This window comes from Duganella sp. 1411 (assembly GCF_017833525.1).
Lineage (GTDB): Bacteria > Pseudomonadota > Gammaproteobacteria > Burkholderiales > Burkholderiaceae_D > Rugamonas.
Genome location: NZ_JAFICD010000001.1, coordinates 2157067 through 2174366, shown reverse-complemented (window position 1 = coordinate 2174366; position 17300 = coordinate 2157067). Strand labels below are relative to the sequence as shown.

At 65.2% G+C, this 17300-nt stretch carries 17 protein-coding genes; 7 read left to right on the top strand and 10 right to left on the bottom strand.

Annotated features, from left to right (window positions below; all coding sequences use genetic code 11):
• Positions 1 to 8 precede the first annotated feature (8 nt).
• On the bottom strand, positions 9 to 776 hold the full coding sequence (gene ompR, locus JOD97_RS08995; protein ID WP_090314399.1) for a two-component system response regulator OmpR: 768 nt from the start codon (positions 774 to 776) through the stop codon (positions 9 to 11).
• A 234-nt stretch (positions 777 to 1010) separates the two neighbouring features.
• On the opposite strand from ompR, the gene JOD97_RS08990 reads away from it, so the two are divergent.
• The 3 genes from JOD97_RS08990 (at position 1011) to JOD97_RS08980 (ending at position 5416) form a co-directional block, all read left to right on the top strand.
• Positions 1011 to 1349 carry a hypothetical protein gene (locus JOD97_RS08990; RefSeq protein WP_229264240.1) on the top strand — a complete coding sequence of 113 codons (339 nt, stop codon included), beginning with the start codon at positions 1011 to 1013 and terminating at the stop codon, positions 1347 to 1349.
• A 164-nt stretch (positions 1350 to 1513) separates the two neighbouring features.
• Positions 1514 to 3424 (top strand): flagellar assembly protein A, encoded by a 1911-nt coding sequence (locus JOD97_RS08985; RefSeq protein WP_373999817.1) that lies wholly within the window; start codon positions 1514 to 1516, stop codon positions 3422 to 3424.
• A gap of 126 nt (positions 3425 to 3550) precedes the next feature.
• Positions 3551 to 5416 carry a flagellar assembly protein A gene (locus JOD97_RS08980; RefSeq protein WP_373999816.1) on the top strand — a complete coding sequence of 622 codons (1866 nt, stop codon included), beginning with the start codon at positions 3551 to 3553 and terminating at the stop codon, positions 5414 to 5416.
• Between the two features lie 73 nt (positions 5417 to 5489).
• On the opposite strand, the gene JOD97_RS08975 is transcribed toward JOD97_RS08980, so the two are convergent.
• A complete protein-coding gene (locus tag JOD97_RS08975; RefSeq protein WP_209715454.1) occupies positions 5490 to 6386 on the bottom strand; it encodes a LysR substrate-binding domain-containing protein in 897 nt (298 codons plus the stop codon).
• Between the two features lie 82 nt (positions 6387 to 6468).
• Between JOD97_RS08975 and JOD97_RS08970 the strand changes: the two genes are divergently transcribed.
• Positions 6469 to 7251: a sulfite exporter TauE/SafE family protein gene (locus JOD97_RS08970; protein WP_209715451.1), complete on the top strand. Its 783-nt coding sequence runs from the start codon at positions 6469 to 6471 to the stop codon at positions 7249 to 7251.
• On the opposite strand, the gene arfB is transcribed toward JOD97_RS08970, so the two are convergent.
• Positions 7252 to 7647, bottom strand: a complete 396-nt coding sequence (gene arfB / locus JOD97_RS08965; RefSeq protein ID WP_209715448.1) for an alternative ribosome rescue aminoacyl-tRNA hydrolase ArfB — start codon at positions 7645 to 7647, stop codon at positions 7252 to 7254.
• A gap of 150 nt (positions 7648 to 7797) precedes the next feature.
• Between arfB and JOD97_RS08960 the strand changes: the two genes are divergently transcribed.
• Positions 7798 to 8310: a chemotaxis protein CheW gene (locus JOD97_RS08960; RefSeq protein WP_373999830.1), complete on the top strand. Its 513-nt coding sequence runs from the start codon at positions 7798 to 7800 to the stop codon at positions 8308 to 8310.
• Here the strand turns inward: JOD97_RS08960 and JOD97_RS08955 are convergent, their stop codons facing one another.
• From JOD97_RS08955 to JOD97_RS08940, 4 genes are all read right to left on the bottom strand, one after another.
• Positions 8311 to 10308 (bottom strand): ATP-binding cassette domain-containing protein, encoded by a 1998-nt coding sequence (locus JOD97_RS08955; RefSeq protein WP_209715442.1) that lies wholly within the window; start codon positions 10306 to 10308, stop codon positions 8311 to 8313.
• 84 nt (positions 10309 to 10392) lie between these two features.
• Positions 10393 to 11280, bottom strand: a complete 888-nt coding sequence (gene prmB, locus JOD97_RS08950; RefSeq protein ID WP_209715439.1) for a 50S ribosomal protein L3 N(5)-glutamine methyltransferase — start codon at positions 11278 to 11280, stop codon at positions 10393 to 10395.
• Between the two features lie 51 nt (positions 11281 to 11331).
• Entirely contained in the window at positions 11332 to 12465 is a 1134-nt protein-coding gene (gene dapE, locus JOD97_RS08945; protein ID WP_209715437.1) for a succinyl-diaminopimelate desuccinylase, read from the bottom strand.
• A gap of 8 nt (positions 12466 to 12473) precedes the next feature.
• Positions 12474 to 12827 (bottom strand): ArsC family reductase, encoded by a 354-nt coding sequence (locus JOD97_RS08940; RefSeq protein WP_209715434.1) that lies wholly within the window; start codon positions 12825 to 12827, stop codon positions 12474 to 12476.
• 189 nt (positions 12828 to 13016) lie between these two features.
• Between JOD97_RS08940 and JOD97_RS08935 the strand changes: the two genes are divergently transcribed.
• The gene (locus tag JOD97_RS08935) at positions 13017 to 13190 is read left to right on the top strand and encodes a hypothetical protein (RefSeq protein WP_209715431.1); all 174 of its coding nucleotides are present in this window, start codon (positions 13017 to 13019) and stop codon (positions 13188 to 13190) included.
• A 32-nt stretch (positions 13191 to 13222) separates the two neighbouring features.
• Here the strand turns inward: JOD97_RS08935 and JOD97_RS08930 are convergent, their stop codons facing one another.
• On the bottom strand, positions 13223 to 14122 hold the full coding sequence (locus tag JOD97_RS08930; protein WP_209715428.1) for a LysR family transcriptional regulator: 900 nt from the start codon (positions 14120 to 14122) through the stop codon (positions 13223 to 13225).
• Between the two features lie 110 nt (positions 14123 to 14232).
• On the opposite strand from JOD97_RS08930, the gene JOD97_RS08925 reads away from it, so the two are divergent.
• Positions 14233 to 15237 (top strand): polysaccharide deacetylase family protein, encoded by a 1005-nt coding sequence (locus JOD97_RS08925; protein WP_209715425.1) that lies wholly within the window; start codon positions 14233 to 14235, stop codon positions 15235 to 15237.
• A 21-nt stretch (positions 15238 to 15258) separates the two neighbouring features.
• Here the strand turns inward: JOD97_RS08925 and JOD97_RS08920 are convergent, their stop codons facing one another.
• Positions 15259 to 16401 carry a PilT/PilU family type 4a pilus ATPase gene (locus JOD97_RS08920; RefSeq protein ID WP_209715422.1) on the bottom strand — a complete coding sequence of 381 codons (1143 nt, stop codon included), beginning with the start codon at positions 16399 to 16401 and terminating at the stop codon, positions 15259 to 15261.
• Positions 16402 to 16464: 63 nt separating this feature from the next.
• The gene (gene dapD / locus JOD97_RS08915; protein ID WP_090314387.1) at positions 16465 to 17292 is read right to left on the bottom strand and encodes a 2,3,4,5-tetrahydropyridine-2,6-dicarboxylate N-succinyltransferase; all 828 of its coding nucleotides are present in this window, start codon (positions 17290 to 17292) and stop codon (positions 16465 to 16467) included.
• Positions 17293 to 17300 lie beyond the last annotated feature (8 nt).

The following is a 17300-nucleotide window of genomic DNA, read 5'->3' as shown; positions in this document are numbered from 1 at the left end:
TTCGCGCGCTAGCGCGGCTGCCCCTCCGGAATGAACACATAGCCCAGGCCCCAGACGGTCTGGATGTACAGCGGGCTCGATGGATCCGGTTCGATCAGTTTGCGCAGGCGCGAGATCTGCACGTCCAGGCTGCGGTCGAACACCTCGTACTCGCGCCCGCGCGCCAGCTCCATCAGCTTTTCGCGCGACAGCGGCTGGCGCGCGTGGCGGGCGAATACTTTTAGTACCGAAAATTCGCCGGTGGTCAGCGGCACGGTCTCGCCGTTTTTCTTCAGCGTGCGCGTGCCCAGGTCCAGCACGAACTGGCCGAACTCGAACGACTGCGGCGTTTCGGACGGCGCGCCGGGAATCTCGTCGGGACCGCGGCGGCGCAGCACCGCGCCGATGCGGGCCACCAGCTCGCGCGGGTTGAACGGCTTGGGCAGGTAGTCGTCGGCGCCCATTTCGAGGCCGACGATGCGGTCGACGTCCTCGCCTTTGGCGGTGAGCATGATGATCGGCGTCTGGTCGCCGGCGCCGCGCAACCGGCGGCAGATCGACAGGCCGTCCTCGCCGGGCAGCATCAGGTCCAGCACCAGCAGGTCGTAGCGCTCGCGCAGCCACAGCTTGTTCATGGCAGTGGCGCTCTCGGCCGTGAAGACGTTGAAGCCTTGCTCGGTCAGGTAGCGCCGCAGCAGATCGCGCAGACGGACGTCGTCGTCCACCACCATGATCTTGGCCTGGTGGCCGTGCTGGTTGGCGGAGTTGTTGCCGGATTCGGTCGTTGTGCTAGTCATTTGCTGTATGAGAATTGTATTATTGATGTCGCTATGGTAACGTCATATCCGCTTGGCGAAAACGTCTGTGACGACCCATTACAAAGTGTTACAAACTTTACCCAATTGGTCTTACCCCCTCGGATAAAGCATCATACACTTCAAGCACGGATTCAGCTTTTTAGGAACATCATGTTCATCGATCACAAAAAAATACACGCGGCAGCAAGCGCATCTTTTTGCGTTCGATCCTTCATGGGTTCGCTATTGGTGTGCTGCGGTGTGATGGGGGCCGCGCACGCCCATGCCGAGCCGGGCGACGGGCCGCGCCGCGACGACAATCGTCCGCAGGCCGTGCAGCAAAACCCCCAGCGCCAGGCCGAGCCGCGCCAGGCCGACCAGCAGCGCCAGATCGACCAGCGCAACAGCTACGAGGCGCGCGCCGAGGAGCACCGCCGCGCCATGCAGGAGGCCAGCCGCAACGCCGAGATCAACCGCCGCGTCGGCCGCCTGACGCCGGACGAGCGGCGCGACCTGCGCCGCCAGATCAACGAGGTCGGCCAGGATATTTACGCCAATCCGCCGCGCCGCTAGGCCCCGCAGCCGGCCATCCGTGTCAATTTACTATTGATCTGTAACAATAAGATCACGGGTGTAGAGTTTTTACCACGGATAATGCTTTCTTTTTCTTTCTCCGCGTGTAATATTAGTTAATTGCACGCAATGCCCTTCGGCCGCGTGACGCCTGGAGGAAAATCGTGGTTCAAGACGTTGCCGCCGCGGCGCCCCTTCCCGTGGGCGCGCCCCCCGCCGCCGACGCCGGCCTGCCTATCGGCCTGGTCCGGAAGACCGACGGCATTTATATCGATGTGGGCCTGCCCCGGCCGGCGCTGGTCGCCGCCGTCAACCAGGTGTTCCGCGCGGGCTTCTATCTAACCGGCCTCAACTATCCGCTGCTGATCGCGGCGCTGTACGGCGTCGGCCCCGACCTGGGTCCGGCCCAGGCGGTGCGGCTGTGCGACGACGTGCGCCTGTTCGACCCGCTGCGCGCCTCGCTGTACAAAAATCCCAAGATGGGCCGCGGTTACGCCGAATACTATTTCGAGCCGCTGTATCTGGACGAGGAGGTGCTCCCCGACGGCACCGTGATCCCCGAGCGCCAGACCCGCCTGGACCTCGACGAATTCGTGGCCCACATGTGGTGCAAGGGCATACAGTTCGGTATCGACGTGGCGGCGGTGGCGTCGGCGATGGCGGCGACCAAGCCGGACCGCATCACCTTCGCCACCGATCTGGAACCGGAGCCGGGGCGGAACGCCACCGTGATGGAGGTGTCGTCCGACCTGCACCGCAGCGACGCGCCCAAGGCGCGCGCCGACGGCCGCATCGACCTGCAAAGTTTTCAGAACCGCTTCCCGCAGATTAAGGCCAATGTCAGGCTGCTCAAGAAGGTGCCGGCGGTGCCGGGCCAGCCGGGCTTCGACCTGGCCGGGCACTTGACGCCGTCCGAGCAGCCGCAGGACCTGACCTTGCGTTTTTACGCCGGCGACGGCACCGAGGCGCAGACGCTGGACGATGGCGAATATCTGGTGTCCACGCGCGAAGGCTTCCTGAGCGTGGACGCGAAGTCCAACCGCATCTCCATCACCGACAAGATCGTCAGCCTGGAGGGGGTGAGCGGGCGCACCACCGGCAACCTGCAATTGGCCGGCGCCTACGAGGAGTACGGCGACGTGCAGGAGCAGCGCGACGTCACCGGCGGCGACATCACGGTGCACGGCAACGTCTACGGCAACATCCATTCGCGCGGCGGGGTGGTGGTGCTGGACCAGAACCTGGTCAGCGGCAGCGTGCAAAACGCGCTCGGCCCGATCAGCATCGCCGGCGTGGCGTCCAATTCGGTGATCCACACCAGCGGCGGCGCCATCACCATCGGGCGCGCCGAAAATTGCGTCATCTCCGGCAGCAGCGTCAGGATCGAGGAGGCGTCCAACTGCGAGATCGTCGCCGACGAGGTGGTGATCTCGGTGGCGGAGGGCTGCGCGGTGGCCGCACGCAACGTGGAAATCGAAAGCGCCGGTCCGCGCCGCCGCACCGAGATGGTGATCCATGTGCTGGTGCGCGACGTGGCGCGCTTCGACGAGGAGATCGCCGAACTCGATGCGCGCCTGGCCGATTTCGCCGGCACCATCCTGGCCGGCGAGCAGGAGGCCGCGCGCATCGCCGCGCTGCCCGATGTGCGCCGCTATCTGGCGCTGGCCGTCAAGCTGCGCACCCAGGAGCTGACGTTGACGCCCGAGCAGGGCCAGTTCCTGCGCAAGATCGCTGGCGCCGTGGCGACCGAGATCCAGGCCATCGAGCAGCTGAAGAAGGAGGTCCAGGCCGCCCAGACGCAGCAAAAACTGCTGCAGGACCGGCTGGCGCGGGTGATCGAGCAGAAGGTGGCGGCGGCCGGCGTGGCGCGCTGCGGCCTGCATATGGTCAGCGGCGAGACCACGGTGCGCACCATGCCCTTCCTGGCCGACGGCGTGGCGTTGACGCTGCTGCCGCCCAAGGAGATCAAGCAGCGCCTGCGCGGCACGCCGAACGGCGGCGAGCTGCTGTTCTGCGACAGCGCCGGATCGCTCGACTGGCACCTGGACCCGAGGCGGCGCGCCCCGGCCGATTAAGCGGCCACATCGGTTTGGGCGCATCATAACGCGCGCGCACAATGATGTGCGTTCATGCTAATCTACAAACAACATTAAAAAAGTGAAGGGGCGCGGGCTCCGACGTACATCTTCGTGGGGATTGCCGTGTCAGAGGACGCAACGACGCTGGAACACAACGGGGCAGGCGGGCTGTCCGCGGCGATCGTCAAGCGCGATGATGGCATTTATTTCGACGCCGCGGCGGACGCGGTGTCGTGCGTGGCGGCGGTGGGACAGCTGTTCCTCGGCGGCGCCTACTTCGCCGGCCTCGATTACGCCGTCTTCACCCGGGTGCTGTACCACTGCGGCCCCGAACTGCCGCCCGGCCAGGCCGGCAAGCCGCTGCTGCGCTTCGCCGACAGCATCGAGCCATTCCACGCGGTGCGCCGGGGTTTGTACAAGACCGTCAAGCTGATCGGCGGCGAGGCCGAATACTATTTCGAACCGGTGTACTTCGAGGTGCCGGACCTGCCGCCGCAACCGGCGCGGCTCAAGTTCGACGAATTCGTCGCCGACATGTGGGGCAAGGGCATACGCTTCGGCATCGACGCGCCGGCCGTGCGCGACGTCATCGCCACCGGACGGGTCGCGCGCATCATCGTCGCGCGGCGGCTCAACGCGGTGCCGGGACGCGACGCTACCATCGTTGAAGTATCGCGCGATATCCACCGCAGCAACGCGCCGCGCGAGACGGCGGACGGCAAGCTCGATATGCAGACCTTCCAGAACCGCTTCCCGCAGGTCAAACCCAACGTCAAGCTGCTGCGCAAGGTGCCCAGCACGCCCGGGGTGCGCGGCTTCGAGTTGTCCGGCGCGGTGCTGGAGCCGCCGGCGCCGCGCGATATCGAACTGACGTCCGTCGCCGGCGCCGGCACGGTGATCGAGAACCTGCGCGACGGCGAGTACCTGGTGTCGGCGGTCGAAGGCTTTTTGAGCGTCGAAGCGGGCAGCAAGCGCATCTCGATCGGCCCGAAAATCATCAGCCGCGAAGGCGTGAGCGCGCGCACCACTGGCAACCTGCAGCTGACCGGCGAGTACGAGGAGTTCGGCGACGTGCAGGACCAGCGCTTCGTCGACGGCGGCAACATCACCATCCACGGCAACGTGTTCGGCAATATCAGCTCGCGCGGCGGCGACATCGTCCTGGGCCGCAATCTGATGGGCGGCACGGCCGTCAACGCGGATGGCGCGATCCGGGTCAAGGGCGTGGCCTCCGGCGCGGTGCTGCAGACCAAGCGGGGCGAGGTGGCGCTGGCGCGCGCGGAGAGCTGCATCATCTCCGGCACGCGGGTGGTCATCGGCGAGGCGAGCAACTGCGAAATCATGGCGGACGAGGTGATCATCAAGGTGGCCGAGGGCTGCGCCATCGCCGCCCGCAGGATCGAGATCACGCACGCCGGCCCGCGCAAGCAAAGCGAGATGCTGCTGTACACGCTGGTGCCGGACCTGTCCAAGCTCGATAAAAAAATCGCCGAGCTGCGGCCGAAGATCGCGCAGGCGCTGCGCGAGGCCGAACAGCACAAGGCCGAGATGGACGCCATCACGGGCCAGCCGGAGGTGCGCAATTACCTGAACCTGGCCACCCGGGTGCGCAAGCGCGAGGTGATACTGACGCGGGAGCAGGAACCCCTGTTCCAAAAGATGGCGGCCACGGTGGGACCGTCGCTGCGCGCGGTCGCCAGGATATCGCTGGCGATGAAGGCGGCGCAGGTGCGGCAGGAGCAGGCGCAGGAAGAGGTCAGGCAGGTGGAGCGCGAGAAGCGCGCACTGATGAACGGCTCGCGCTGCAGCGTGCAACTGCTGACCGGCGACGTGCTGGCGCGGACGATGAGCTTCGTGCCGGACGGCCCGCCGCCATACGACCGCCCGCCGAAAGAACTGAAGGCAAAGGTGCGCGGCGCGGACGCCGGCATGACGAAAATCTTCTCCGGCCACGAAGGCCCGATCGACTGGGCGCCCCCAACCGAATAACGCAGCGTTTTCTAGAATCACGTAGGGCGGATTAGCGCAGCGTAATCCGCCATGCCGGCAAGCCCGCGACGCATCAACCCCGCCGCAACGCCGCCACCAACTCCCGCACATGAACCGGCAGCGCCGCATGATCGCGCATACAAATGAGCAGCTTGCGATCGGCCCAATCGTCGTTCAACCCCACCACCCGCAAATCCTCCACGCAGCCACCGCGCCGCGCCGCCGTCTCCGGCATGATCGCCACCCCCGCACCGCTGGCGACCATGCGGCAAACCGCCTCGAAGCTACGCAACCTGATCTTGCAATGCATCGTCCTTCCCAACCGCGCCGCCTGTTCGGCCGCATACCGCTGCAAAGCGCTATCGCCCGCCAAACCGATGAAATCCTGATCCAGCGCATCGGCGAACAGCACGGCGCGCCGCTTGCCGACGCGCTGCGCCAGCGGGTGTTTGCGCGCCATCACCAGCACCAGCGGATCGTCGCGGAACGGCAAGGTTTGCAGCGCCGCGCTGTCCACCGCGTCGGTGACGATGCCGATATCGGCCGCGCCGTCGGTGACCGCCTGCACGATATCGCGGCTGAGCCGCTCCTCCAGATCGATGCCCAATTGCGGATGGCTGGCGAGGAAACCGGCCAGCGCCTCCGGCAGGAACTCGGTCATCGCGGACGTGTTGCAAAGCAGGCGTACCTGCCGTTTCAGGCCGGCGCCGAATCGCCCCAGGTCGGCGCGCATGTCGTCCAGCTGGCGGGCGATGGCGCGGGCGTGATGGAGCAGCGCGCGCCCCGCCTCGGTGGGCTCGGCGCCGCGCCGTCCGCGCTCGAGCAGCGCCAGGTTCAGTCCTTCCTCCATGCCCTGGATGCGGGCGCTGGCCGACGGCAGCGACAGGTGCGCCAGCTTGGCGCCGGCCGTGATGCTGCCGCTTTCGGCGATATGAACGAACAATTTGAGGTCGATCAGGTCGAAGCGCATGGTTGAGCCTACGGAAAATGTGAAGTCAGGCTAAGTATATTCCACATTCCCAGGCGGGCTCCCGGAGTGCAGAATAGCTCCCATGGATACATCGACACTTTTTATCGCACTGGTTTTTGTGCTGGCCGGCCTGGTGAAAGGCGTAACGGGAATGGGCTTGCCGACGGTGGCGATGGCCTTGCTGACGCTGACGCTGCCGCCACTGGAAGCGGCGGCCCTGCTGATCGTGCCTTCGGCTGTGACGAACGTCTGGCAGCTGGCCACCGGGCCGGCGCTGTATCCGCTGTGGCTGCGCCTGCGGCCCATGCTGGCGGCGGTGTGCGTGGGCACGGCGGCGGGCGGCTGGCTGCTGTCGGCGCCTCCGCAGGATGGCTTCGTCTCCGCCGGCGCGTCCGGCGGCGCGTGGGCCTCGCTGGTGCTCGGGCTGGCGTTGGCCGGCTACGGCGCGCTGGGATTGAGCGGCTGGCGCGGACGCGTGGCGCCGCGCGCGGAGCCGTGGGCGGGGCCGCTGGCCGGCGCCGCCACGGGCGTGCTGGCGGGCGTCACCGGGGTCTTCGTCATGCCCGTCGCTCCTTATCTGCAGGCGCTCAATCTGGACAAGGACGATCTGGTGCAGGCGCTGGGACTGGCCTTCACCGTCTCGACGCTGGCGCTGGCGGTGGTGTTGACATGCCGGGGCAACTGGCAGGCGTCGGCCGCCGGCGGGTCGGTGCTGGCGCTGTTGCCGGCGGGCGCGGGGATGGTGCTGGGGCAGTGGCTGCGCGGGCGCATGCCTGCGGCGGTGTTCCGGCGCTGCTTTTTTATCAGCCTGCTGGCGCTGGGCGCGCATCAATGCGTGCGCGTCGCGATGACGTCACTGGCGTGACTAGAGGGTGATTTTGCCGCGCAGCTGTTTGCGCTCGCCATCCCTGGTTTTTCCATCCAGCCTGCGGCGCTGGGAGCCGCGTGTCGGCTTGGTGGCGCGCCGCACGGCGGGCAGCACCACGATGCTGTCGACCAGCTCCCGCAGGCGCCGCAAGGCGTCCTCCTTGTTGGCCTCCTGGCTGCGCGACTGCTGCGCCTTCAGCACCACCACGCCGTCCTTGGTGATGCGGCTGTCGCGCATGGCCAGCAGGCGCTCCTTGATATGCTCCGGCAGCGAAGAGGCTACGATATTAAAACGCAGATGCACCGCGCTGGAGACCTTGTTGACGTTCTGTCCCCCCGGTCCCTGCGCGCGGATCGCACTGAGCTCCACGTCGTTCATATCGATTAAGTCCATAGCACTCATTGTCTCATTGTAGCAAACGCGCGCGGGCCGCCGGGCGATCGTTGACGCCAATCAATCCCGCACCAGAAGTGCGCGGGTAGGATGATTCATGCCTGTTACCGCACGTCAATAGACGAAAGGATGATCATGATTCTCTCCAAGATGCAAGCCCTCAACGCCAATGCCATCAACAATGGCACCCGCCCGCCCGACGCCGGGGCGCAGCAATATCTGGTGTTCCGCCTCGGCGGCCTGGATTACGCGCTGGACTTCAGCAAGGTGCAGGAGCTGCGGCCGCTGAAGGAACTCGAACGCTTCGCCTCGGACGGCGAGATTATCAGCGGGGTGGCGGTGTCGCGCGGCGTGATCATGCCGATCGTCGACATGCGGATCGCTTTCGGACCGCGTCCGCCGGCGCACGACCCGCTGACGGATGTGATCATTCTCAAGCTGTCGAGCTGCGTGATGGGGATGGTGGTCGACGGCGTGACCGACATCGTCTCGCTGACGCTCGACGAACTGCTGCCGATCCCCGGCGCGGGCGCCAACGGCGGGCCGGCTGTGGAATACCTGCTTGGCCTCGGAGAGGTCGAGGGGCGCCGCCTGATCGTGGTCGACATCGATAAGCTGATGTCGATCCGCAAAGTGCCGGTCGGCGCCCGCCAGGCTGCTTGATCAGGCCAGCGCTTCGAGCTGCTCCTGCAGCTCCAGCCATTCCGCTTCCAGCTGGCCGAGGTCCTTGGTGAAGAAGCTCTGGTCCGCCAGCAGCTGTTTGAGCTTGGCCTTGTTGGCCGCTTCGTAGATCGACGACTCGCCCAACTGGGCATCGACATCCGCCTTCTGCGCGCTGCGCTTGGCGATTTGATCGTCGAGGCGCTTGATCTTCTGCTCCAGCGGCTTGCGCAGCGCGGCCAGGCGTTGACGGTCCTCGGCCTGCTGGCGCTTCTGGTCCTTGCTGGCCACCGGCGCGGCCGCCGCCGGTGCGGCGACCGGCGATACCACCGGGAAGTCGGTCTTGTTGGCCTTGCCGGCGGCCGGCAGCACGTCGGTGCCTTTCCCCAGCTTGGTCTTGAACAGCCAATCCTTGTAGTCGTCCAGATCGCCGTCGAACGGCTGCAGCTTGCCGTCGGCGACTATGATGAATTCGTCGGTGGTGGCGCGCAGCAGGTGGCGATCGTGGGAGACCACGACCAGTGTGCCTTCGAACTGCGCCAGCGCCTCGGTAAGCGCCTCGCGCGTTTCCAGATCCAGGTGGTTGGTCGGTTCATCGAGCAGCAGCAGGTTGGGGCGCTGCCAGACGATCAACGCCAGCGCGAGGCGGGCCTTCTCGCCGCCGGAGAACGGCGCGATCGAGCTGGTGACCATGGTGCCGGGGAAGTTGAAGCCGCCCAGGAAGTTGCGCAGTTCTTGTTCGCGCACGGTTGGGGCGATCTTCGCCAGGTGCCACAGCGGCGATTCGTCGTGGCGCAGCATCTCCACCTGGTGCTGGGCGAAGTAGCCGATGTTCAAGCCCTTGCCGATGGTGGCGTCGCCGGTCAGCGGCGCCAGCTCGCCGGCGATGGTCTTGATCAGCGTCGACTTGCCGGCGCCGTTCACACCCAGCAGGCCGATACGCTGGCCGATCTGCAGCGAGAACTTGATGTTGTTGACGATGGTCTTGTGGGTGATCTCGCCGGTCTGCTCGTTCTCGATCTTGTAGCCGGCGTCGACGTCCTCCATCACCAGCAGCGGATTCGGAGCGCTCAGCGGCTCGCGGAACTCGAACGAGAATTCGGCGGCGGCGCGCAGCGGCGCCAGTTCCTCCATCTTGGCCAGCGCCTTCATGCGGCTCTGCGCCTGGCGGGCCTTGGATGCCTGCGCCTTGAAACGGTTGACGAACGATTCCAGGTGCGCGCGCTTGCGTTGCTGCTTTTCCAGCGCGCCGGCGGCCAGGATCATCTGCGCCGCGCGCTGACGTTCGAACGACGAGTAGTTGCCCGAATAGCGTTTCAGCTTGCGCTCGTCGATGTGCACCACCACGTTGACCACTTCGTCGAGGAAGTCGCGATCGTGGGAGATGATCAGCAAGGTGCCGGCGTAGCGTTTGAGCCAGTCCTCGAGCCAGATGATCGCGTCCAGATCCAGGTGGTTGGTCGGTTCATCGAGCAGCAGCAGGTCGGAAGGGCACATCAGCGCCTGCGCCAGATTCAGGCGCATGCGCCAGCCGCCGGAGAAGCTGGCCACCGGCTGCTGCATCTGGTCGAGCGTGAAGCCCAGGCCGAGCAGCAACTGCTCGCCGCGCGACTGCACGGTGTAGGCGTCGGCGTCGGCCAGCGCGCTGTAGATCTCGCCGATGGCGATGCCGTTGTCGGACGATTCGGGCTCCGACTCCAGGCGCGCCAGTTCCGCTTCCAGCTTGCGCAGGGTGACGTCGCCGTCGATGGCGTAATCGAGCGCCGCGCGGTCCAGCGGCGGCGTTTCCTGCGCCACGTAAGCGACGCGCCATTTGGCCGGGAAGTCGATCTCGCCCTGGTCCGGGTGCAGCTCGCCGCGCATCATCGCGAACAGGCTCGATTTGCCGGCGCCATTGGCGCCGATCAGGCCGATCTTGTCGCCCGGGTTCAGCGTGACATCGACTTGTTCCAACAGCGGCTTGGTGCCGCGCATCAGACTTACTTGTATAAAGCGGATCATCTTGTTCTTCTACGTTTGAACCCCGCAAACCGGGGTCGTACCCCGTACGGGGTGCGACCCCACGCGGCCGGGGTCCGGGTTTGTTTACAGTTTGAGCTGGTCGGCGGTCAGCAGGAAGACCATGTCGTCGCCGGCGCTGGTGGTCAGCCAGGTCAGGCCCAGCGCGCCAAAGGCGGCTTCGGCGAATTCGCGCTCGTTGCCGATTTCGACGATCAGGATGCCGTCATCGGTCAGGCGCTCGGCGGCGCCGGCGACGATCTTGCGCACCAGGTCCATGCCGTCGCTGCCGCCGTCGAGGGCGATTTGCGGTTCGGCCAGGTATTCCTTCGGCAGCTTGGACATCGAGCTCGAATTGACGTACGGCGGATTGGTGATAATCAGGTCGTACTTCTTGTCCGGCACGTTGGCGTACAGGTCCGACTGGATCAGCGTCAAACGGTCTTCCAGCTTGTAGGTGGCGACGTTTTTCTTCGCCACTTCCAGCGCATCGGCCGAAATGTCGACCGCGTCGACGTGGGCGTCGGGGAAGGCGTCGGCCAGCATGATGGCCAGGCAGCCGGAGCCCGTGCACAGTTCCAGCACGTTGCTGATGTTATCCGGCTGGTTGACCCACGGGGCGAAGTAGTCGGGGATCAGTTCGGCGATGAAGGAGCGCGGCACGATGGTGCGCTCGTCGACGTAGAAGCTGTAGGTGCCCAGCCACGCCTCGTTGGTGATGTAGGCGGCCGGCACGCGGTCCACGGTGCGGCGGTCGATCACCGCCAGCACCGACGCGACTTCCTCCGGCAGCAGCCGGGCGTCGAGGAACGGTTCCAGCTTGTCCAGCGGGAGCTTGAGCGTGTGCAGGATCAGGTAGGCCGCCTCGTCGAAGGCTTCGACGCTGCCATGGCCGAAAAACAGCTGGGCGGCGTTGAAGCGGGTGACGGCATAGCGCAACAGGTCGCGCGGCGTGGTGAAAGGAGTCGTGTTCATGGTTATCTCGGTAAAACGGTAATCGGTTCGCGCACGCCGCGCATGCCGCGGTCAGGCCAGCAGGTTTTCCAGTGTTCGGCGATAGATATTCTTCAGCGGATCGACAAAACGCAGCTCGATATGCTCGTCGATCTTGTGGATACTTGCGTTGGGAGGCCCGAATTCTATCACTTGAGGGCAGATCTGAGCGATAAAGCGTCCATCCGAGGTGCCGCCGGTGGTCGACAATTCGGTGTCCACGCCGGTTTCGGACTTGATCGCCGCCGACAGCGCGTCGCTCAGGGTGCCGCGCGGGGTCAGGAACGGCAGGCCGCTCAATGCCCATTTCAGGTCGTAGTGCAGATCGTGCTTGTCGAGGATCGCGTGCACGCGGCGCTTCAGTTCCTCGTGGGTGCTGGCGGTCGAGAAGCGGAAGTTGAAGTCGATGACCATCTCGCCCGGAATGACGTTGTTGGCGCCCGTGCCGCCGTTGATGTTGGACATTTGCCAGGACGTCGGCAGATAGTATTCATTACCCGTGTCCCAGACCTCGGCCACCAGCTCGGCCAGCGCCGGCGCGGCCAGGTGGATCGGGTTCTTGGCCAGCTGCGGATAGGCGATGTGGCCCTGCACACCCTTGATCGTCAGCTTGCCCGACAGCGAGCCACGGCGGCCGTTCTTGATCACGTCGCCCAGCGTTTCGTCGGAGGTCGGCTCGCCGACGATGCAGTAGTCCAGCGTCTCGCCGCGCTCCTTAAGGATATTGCAGACGACGACGGTGCCGTCGGTGGCCGGGCCTTCCTCGTCGCTGGTGATCAGGAAGGCGATCGAGCCTTTGTGGTCCGCGTGCGCGGCGATGAACTCCTCGCAGGCGACGACGAAGGCGGCGATCGAGGTCTTCATGTCGGCGGCGCCGCGGCCATACAGCTTGCCGTCGCGGTGGGTCGGCGTGAAGGGCTGCGAGCGCCATTGTTCGACAGGGCCGGTCGGCACCACGTCGGTATGGCCGGCGAACACCAGCAGCGGCGCGGTGGTGCCCTTGCGCGCCCACAGATTGGTCACGCCGTTCGATTCGATCACCTCGCAGACAAAGCCCAGCGGCGACAGCAGGTCGATCAGGTGCCGCTGGCAGCCTTTATCGTCCGGGGTGACAGAGGAGAGGGCGATCAGTTTTTCGGTCAGCGCCAGGGTCTTGGAAGGTGTCATGATGAAGGTCAGAGATTGAAAATTTGTTTGTACTGGGCGTCGGAGAAGCTGACGGCGAAGCTGCCGTCCTTGTCGAGCACCGGACGCTTGATGACGGAGGGGTTCTCCAGCATCAGCGCGATGGCCGCTTCGTCGTCGACGATGGCGGCCTTGCGCTCGTCGGACAAGGCGCGCCAGGTCGTGCCTTTTTTGTTCACCAGCACATCGCGCGACAGATGTTTGAGCCAGCCGGCGACGATGTCGCGCGTCAGTCCCTGCTTCTTAAAGTCGTGGAAGACAAAATCCTGCTGCTGGTCGGCCAGCCATACGCGGGCTTTTTTGACGGTATCGCAGTTGGGGATGCCGTAGAGGGTGATTTTCATGTGCGTGCGGTGTCGGGCGAAAGGCCGACAGAATACCATGGGCCGCAGGAGGAGGATACGGCCCGGGGCCGCGCGCATGGCGGGCTGGTATAACAATTTGATATTGCTACTTATCGAATTGGCATTGGTGGTCGGCGAATTCGCTGCCTAATATGGATCGGTCGTCGTACAACTACCAGGAGCCGTGGGATGGAATTGCCGCAGAAGCCGACCAAAGAACAGATCCGTCAGTATATGAACGAGCGTCTGGCGCAACAATGCTCGCCGCCGTCGACCGGGGATATTCGCCGGCAGCTTGGTTGGGGTTTGGTGCCGTCCTCCGAGGAGGCGTGTCAGCCATCGGAGCCGCTGCCACGCCCCTGAGCGCAGTTGCCGGCCCGGCGGCAATCGGACCGTCAGGCGTCCCAGCGCCACGCCTGCCGCAGCCGCTGCTGCAGATAGTCGATGAACGCACGTACGCGCGGCGCGAGATTTTGGTTGTGCGGGAATATCGCTTGCAGCGGCGCGGTCGGCATGGCGTGGGCGGGTAGCACCCGCTGCAGCCGCCCGGCGAGGATGTCGTCGCCGACGTCCCAGATCGACTTGACGACGATGCCCGCGCCCTGCAACGCCAACGCGTGCGCCGCCTGGCCGTCGTTGGTGATCAGCGCCCCGGTGACGCGCACCGCCACGTCCTCCGCGCCTTCAAAGCGCCACTCCGCCCGGCGCTGGTCGCCGATCAATATGCAGCGGTGCCGCGCCAGTTCCGCCGGATGGCCTGGCGTGCCATGCTGCGCCAGGTAGGCCGGCGCGGCGCAGGCGACGCGGTAGTTCGGCGCCAGCCGCCGCGCGACCAGTGTCGAATCTTCCAGGCTGCCAAAGCGGATCGCCAGATCGTGGCCGCTCGCCAGCAGGTTCAATACCGCATCGTCCAGGTCCAGCTGTATGGCCAGGTTTGGGTGCTGGCGCTGGAAGTCGGCGACGATCGGCACGATGTGGTGGCGGCCGAATTCACCGGGCGCCGTCACCCGCAGCAGGCCGCCGACTTCGCGGCGGCTGTGGGAGAGCAGCGATTCCGCCTGCTCGATCTCGTCCAGGATGCGCAGCACGCGCGCATGAAGCATGGCGCCTTCCTCGGTCAGCGACTGGCGTCGCGTGGTCCGCTGCAGCAGCCGCACGCCGATGCTCTTTTCCAGCTGGGCCATACGCTTGCTGACGACAGACAGCGGCAGATCCAGCTCGCGCGCGGCGGCCGACATGCTGCCCGCACTGACAATGCGGGCGAAGGCGGTGAGGGCGGGCAGGTCGTCGATCATGGTTATTATTCTCAAAAAGGAAAATATCTATCCCCATAAAGGGGCTTACTCGCGGCGTTTTTGGGTTCTATTATAGCCACATCGACCACCCAACTATTGCTGAAGGAGAGATGATGACTAAATCCACCAAGCCGGCGCGCGCAGCCCGGCGCAACTTCCTGGGACAGGCCGGCACCCTGGCCGCCGGCGGCCTGCTGGCGCAAGCGGCCGCCGCGCAAGCAGCGCCGTCGGCCGCGGCGGCGCCGGCGGCGCGCGGCACGGGCGAGTTCTGGCCGGGAGGGGCGCGCCTGGTCATATCCATTTCGATGCAGTTCGAAGCGGGCGGGCAGCCGCCCAAAGGCACCGATAGCCCGTTCCCGAAGGTCGATTTTCCCGCCAGCGTGCCGGCGGACCTGGTCACGAACACCTGGTTCGCCTACGGCTACCGCGAGGGCATCCCGCGCATGCTGGACCTGTGGGACAAGCATGGCGTCAAGGTGACGTCGCACATGATAGGCGAGGCGGTGCGCCGCCATCCGCAACTGGCGCAGGAGATCGTGCGGCGGGGCCACGAGGCCGCCGGCCACGGGCCGCGCTGGAGTTCGCAATATGCGATGAGCCGCGCGCAGGAGCGACGCTTCCTGATCGAGGCGGCCGACATGGTGGAGGCGGTCACGGGCCAGCGCCCCACCGGTTACAACTGCAACTGGCTGCGCCGCGGCCCGAATACGCTGTCGCTGCTGCAGGAGCTGGGCTACACCTACCACATCGATGACCTGAGCCGCGACGAACCGTTTATCGAGCAGGTCAACGGCAAGGACTTCGTGGTGGTGCCGTACACGCTGCGTAACAACGACATCTTGCTGATCGAAGGCCGCAACTACTCGCCGAGCCAGTTCCTTGAGCAGATCAAGTTGGACTTCGATCAGCTCTACGAGGAAGGCGCCACGCGACGTCGCCTCATGTCCGTCAGCGCGCATGACCGCATCAGCGGTTCGCCGCAGATGGTGCGGGTCTGGGACGAGTTCCTGCGCTATGCCAAGTCGCACCCCGGCGTGGCCTTCATGCGCAAGGACGAAATAGCGCGCTATGTATCGGGCAGGGCGGACACGCTGCGCGAAACCGAAACCATTTGATGTCGGGTGATCGCCTAGGCGTCAGGTATTGAGGGTGAACTCGGTGAAGGAGGCTTCGTCGGGAGGCGGCTTGGCCTCCGCTTCGGCCTTGGCGGCTTTGCTGTCGGGGCCATTATTGAGTAGCCACAGCAGGTTGGTGGCCGAATCGGCGTTGGCCAGCGCCTCCTCCTGGCTGATCAAGCCATCCTGCACCAGCTTGAGCAGGGCCAGTTCGAACGACTGCGAGCCTGGCGACAGGCTTTTTTCCATCGCCTCCTTGATCTGGCCGATGTCGCCTTTTTCGATCAGGTCCGAGATGTAGCGGGTGTTGACCATCACCTCCACCGCCGCCGTGCGCGTGCCGCCGTTGATCGAGCGCACCAGCCGCTGCGAGACGATCGCCTTGACCGTCGACGACAAATCCTGCAGCAGGGCCGCGCGGTTCTCGATCGGGTAGAAACTGATAATACGGTTTAGCGCGTTATAGCTGTTATTGGCGTGCAGTGTCGCCAGCACCAGGTGGCCCGACTGCGCGTAGGCCAGCGCCGCGGCCATGGTCTCCTTGTCGCGGATCTCGCCGATCAGGATGCAGTCCGGCGCCTGGCGCATGGAATTGCGCAGCGCCGTGGCGAAATCCTTGGCGTCGCTGCCGATCTCGCGCTGGTTGACGATCGATTTTTTGTTCTTGAACAGGTACTCGATCGGGTCTTCCAGCGTCAGGATGTGGCCCGAGCGCAGCTCGTTGCGGTAGTCCAGCATCGAGGCGATGGTGGTGGACTTGCCGGAGCCGGTCGAGCCGACCAGCAGCAGCAGGCCGCGCTTTTCCATGATCAGGTCCGACAGCACCGGCGGCAGCCGCAAATCGGACAATACGGGGATGGCGGCGGGGACGAAGCGGAAAACGGCGGAGATGGTGCCGCGTTGTTTGAAGGCCGACAGGCGGAAGCGCCCCAGGTTCGCCACCGACACGCCCATGTTGAGCTCATTGGTGGCGGCCAGTTCGTCCATCTGCGCCGGGGAGGCGATTTCGGCCAGCATGGACTCGATGTTGCCCGGTTCGAGCTTTTGCTGGTTGATGGGAATGAGGTTGCCGTTGATTTTGATGTGCACCGGCGAATTCACCGCGAAGAACATGTCCGACGCGTTTTTTTCCTTCATCAGCTGGAACAGGCGGTCCATGGCCATGATGCGCTCCTCAAAATCGACGGCGGGCGGGTGTCGCGACGTCCGACACCCGCCGGATGCGGTTTAAATCCCGCGCAGCAGTTCGTTGATGCCGGTCTTGGCGCGGGTTTTCGCGTCCACGCGCTTGACGATGACGGCGCAGTACAGCGAGTACTTGCCGTCTTCCGATGGCAGGTTGCCCGAGACGACCACCGAACCCGCCGGCACGCGGCCGTAGGTCACCTCGCCGGTGGCGCGGTCGTAGATCTTGGTCGACTGGCCGATGTACACGCCCATCGAAATCACCGAGTTCTCTTCGACGATCACGCCTTCGACGATTTCGGAGCGGGCGCCGATGAAGCAGTTGTCTTCGATGATGGTCGGATTGGCCTGCATTGGTTCGAGCACGCCGCCGATGCCGACGCCGCCCGACAGGTGGACGTTCTTGCCGATCTGGGCGCACGAACCGACGGTGGCCCAGGTGTCGACCATCGCGCCTTCATCGACGTAGGCGCCGATGTTGACGTAGGAAGGCATCAGCACCACGTTCTTGGCGATGAAGGAACCGCGGCGCGCGACGGCCGGCGGCACCACGCGGAAACCGCCCTTGGCGAAATCTTCCGGCGTGTAGTTGGCGAACTTGGTCGGTACCTTGTCGTAGAACTGCATGGTGCCGTCGGACGGCATGACCACGTTGTTCTCCAGGCGGAAGGACAGCAGCACGGCTTTCTTGACCCACTGGTTCACCACCCAGTCGCCGGTGGTTTTTTCGGCCACGCGGATGGTGCCGGCGTCCAGGCCCGCGATCACGTGCGAGACCGCGTCGCGCAGTTCAGCGGCGCCGTTGGCCGGGTTGATGTTGGCGCGGTCTTCCCATGCCTGGTCGATGATTTGCTGGAGTTGTTGGGTCATGATGTTCG

Coding starts and splice junctions, on each gene's coding strand:
- arfB (WP_209715448.1), bottom strand. CDS start 7,647: ATGGACTTAATCGATATGAACGACGTGGAGCTCAGTGCGATCCGCGCG.
- JOD97_RS08920 (WP_209715422.1), bottom strand. CDS start 16,401: ATGGCCATGGACCGCCTGTTCCAGCTGATGAAGGAAAAAAACGCGTCG.
- prmB (WP_209715439.1), bottom strand. CDS start 11,280: ATGAACACGACTCCTTTCACCACGCCGCGCGACCTGTTGCGCTATGCC.
- JOD97_RS08930 (WP_209715428.1), bottom strand. CDS start 14,122: ATGATCGACGACCTGCCCGCCCTCACCGCCTTCGCCCGCATTGTCAGT.
- JOD97_RS08940 (WP_209715434.1), bottom strand. CDS start 12,827: ATGAAAATCACCCTCTACGGCATCCCCAACTGCGATACCGTCAAAAAA.
- JOD97_RS08990 (WP_229264240.1), top strand. CDS start 1,011: ATGGGTTCGCTATTGGTGTGCTGCGGTGTGATGGGGGCCGCGCACGCC.
- dapD (WP_090314387.1), bottom strand. CDS start 17,292: ATGACCCAACAACTCCAGCAAATCATCGACCAGGCATGGGAAGACCGC.
- JOD97_RS08925 (WP_209715425.1), top strand. CDS start 14,233: ATGATGACTAAATCCACCAAGCCGGCGCGCGCAGCCCGGCGCAACTTC.
- JOD97_RS08970 (WP_209715451.1), top strand. CDS start 6,469: ATGGATACATCGACACTTTTTATCGCACTGGTTTTTGTGCTGGCCGGC.
- JOD97_RS08960 (WP_373999830.1), top strand. CDS start 7,798: ATGCAAGCCCTCAACGCCAATGCCATCAACAATGGCACCCGCCCGCCC.
- JOD97_RS08935 (WP_209715431.1), top strand. CDS start 13,017: ATGGAATTGCCGCAGAAGCCGACCAAAGAACAGATCCGTCAGTATATG.
- dapE (WP_209715437.1), bottom strand. CDS start 12,465: ATGACACCTTCCAAGACCCTGGCGCTGACCGAAAAACTGATCGCCCTC.
- JOD97_RS08955 (WP_209715442.1), bottom strand. CDS start 10,308: ATGATCCGCTTTATACAAGTAAGTCTGATGCGCGGCACCAAGCCGCTG.
- ompR (WP_090314399.1), bottom strand. CDS start 776: ATGACTAGCACAACGACCGAATCCGGCAACAACTCCGCCAACCAGCAC.
- JOD97_RS08975 (WP_209715454.1), bottom strand. CDS start 6,386: ATGCGCTTCGACCTGATCGACCTCAAATTGTTCGTTCATATCGCCGAA.